Annotated in this window: 2 protein-coding genes; both read left to right on the forward strand. The window is 38.4% G+C overall.

Annotation, left to right across the window (positions count from 1 at the left end):
- On the forward strand, window positions 1-268 hold a 268-nt coding region (locus tag FLA105534_RS00205), incomplete at its 5' end, for a phosphopantetheine-binding protein (RefSeq protein WP_173964041.1).
- 44 nt (window positions 269-312) lie between these two features.
- Window positions 313-2577: non-ribosomal peptide synthetase (locus FLA105534_RS00210; protein WP_173964042.1), on the forward strand; the 2265-nt coding region annotated here is incomplete at its 3' end.

A 2577-nucleotide genomic window follows, 5' to 3' on the forward strand; every position in this document is an offset into this window, starting at 1 on the left:
AGAAGAAAAGTTGGTTGCCATTTGGGAGGACATACTGGGACTGGAAAAGATTGGTGTTACCGATAACTTCTTCGAATTAGGAGGAAACAGTTTAAAAGCAACTGTTTTAATCAACAGAATCAACAGGGCTTTCGATACCAGATTTTCGATTCAGGATTTATACGAGAGTCAGGACGTTATTGGGGTTTCAGAAAAACTAAAATTTATAGTTTTTCAGAATCAATTAGCGGGAGAGTCGACGGATGATCTTGACGAGATAATGATATAGTTCTAAACCATAGAGGTACTTTAATTTATTTAAAAAATCATATCGTGATAAAAAAATTAATACATACGTTACAGTCCTTAAATATCAGACTTAAGATAGATAATGGAAACCTAAAGATTAATGCCCCAAAAGGGGCTTTGACTCCTGAAATTATTGAAGACATTAAAGTTTATAAAAAGGAACTGATTGCACTGCTTTCCTCTTCTGAATCTATTCCGAAAGCCGAAATAAAAGATTCTTATGCGCTTACCTCTTCTCAACACCGATTGTGGACATTGAGTCAGTTTGAAACCGGGAACTCGGCCTACAACATATTTGTTGCCTTCGAATTTAAAGGAGTGTTGAATTTAGAGAAATTAGCCGAAACGTTTCAAATTTTGGTAAAACGACATGAGAGTTTACGCACTGTTTTTAAAGCAGATGAACAGGGGAATCTGGGGCAGTACATTGTTCCCGTTGCCCAATATAAAGGAACTTTGGAACGGACAAATTTAACTAATGTTACAGAGGAAGCCTTGAGTAATCATGCTGATACACGCCAAAGACATGCTTTCGATTTAGAGAAAGGACCTCTTTTTATAGGTGAGATTGTAAAAACGGCCGCCGATCGTCATATTCTGATGCTGAACATGCACCATATTATTGGTGATGGCTGGTCTATGGGGATATTGAGCAAAGAGTTTATAACCATTTATAATGGATTATCAATAGGAAATGAAGTGGCATTGCCGAACCTGTCTATTCAGTACAAAGACTATTCGGAATGGCAGAACAGTTCAGCAAGACAAGTTCTGTTGGAAAAGGCCAAGGTATTTTGGCTGGATACTTTTTCGGGAGATTTACCTGTTTTGGAATTGCCTTCGAGTACAACCAGACCTAAGCTTAAAACCTATAATGGTTCGGGATTTAACTATTCTTTTTCTAAAGAGGGTACCGCCCGGCTGAATGCCTATGCACAGCAGAACGGGGTGACGCTTTTCATGCTTTTAATGGCTGGGATAAACGGATTACTTTCGAGATATACCAATACTAGAGACCTTATTTTAGGAACTCCCGTAGCAGGAAGAGAACACAGCGATTTGGAAAATCAGGTGGGTTTGTATTTGAATACTCTGGCGATTCGGACGACTTTTGAAGAAACAGTCAATTTTGAAACCTTATTGGCCATACAAAAGGAAACTTTATTAAATGGGTATTCCAATCAGGAATATTCATTTGACAGTTTAGTGGAAGCGCTTGAACTCAAAAGAGATTTAAGCAGATCTGTTTTATTTGATGTCTTAGTGGTACTTCAGAATCAGCAGGAATTACTGGCGTCTGAAGGTTTAACGCTAAATGGGATTGAAGTATCGGCCTACAAACAGTTGAAAAAACCTTTCAGTAAATTTGATCTGACTTTTGCTTTTTCAGAAAACCAAGATCAGTTGTCGCTGTACATCGAATACAATATCGATATTTATGAGGCAGATTTTGTAACGCGTCTGGCTTCGCATTTGGAAACCTTTTTAACAGAAGCTATCCAAAATCCAAGTCAAAAAGTAGACAGTCTGAACTATTTGGGTACTGGCGAAAAAACGCAATTGCTGTATGATTTTAACGATACTACAGTGGAGTATCCCAACACCACGATGGTCGATCTGTTTGTAAATCAGGTGAAAAAGACTCCGCTAGAAATCGCTTTGGTAACCGACGATAAAACTTTTACTTACCAAGAACTAGATGAAGTATCGAACGAACTCTCGCATTATTTGTTGAGTAATTACAATCTGGGAATAGAAGATCTGGTAGGTGTAAAATTAGGCCGCACAGAATGGCTTCCTCTTGCTTTACTGGCGGTTTTAAAATCGGGCTGTGCTTATGTTCCAATTGATCCGAACTATCCGGCACAGCGTATTACCTACATTGAGCAAGACAGTAAATGTAAAGTAACCATAGACGAGGCTTTTATAAAAGCATTTAACCAATCGGAATCCATTTCAAAAGCACTTCCGAAGATTACTTTTAATCCAGATAACCTGGCGTATATCATTTACACTTCAGGCTCAACGGGCAAACCAAAAGGAGTAATGATCACCCATCAGAACGCTTCAAAAATGCTGCACTGGTCACAGAGAGAATTTAGTGATACCAACTTTGAGATTCTTTACGCAGTAACATCACATTGCTTTGATTTATCGGTTTATGAGTTCTTCTATCCGCTTAGTATTGGAAAGAAAATACGCTTATTAACCAACGGATTGGCCATTGGAGATTATATCCAAAACGATCAAAACGTACTGATCAACACCGTTCCTTCTGTGGTTCACACG

Source organism: Flavobacterium collinsii, from assembly GCF_902804485.1.
Lineage (GTDB): Bacteria > Bacteroidota > Bacteroidia > Flavobacteriales > Flavobacteriaceae > Flavobacterium > Flavobacterium collinsii.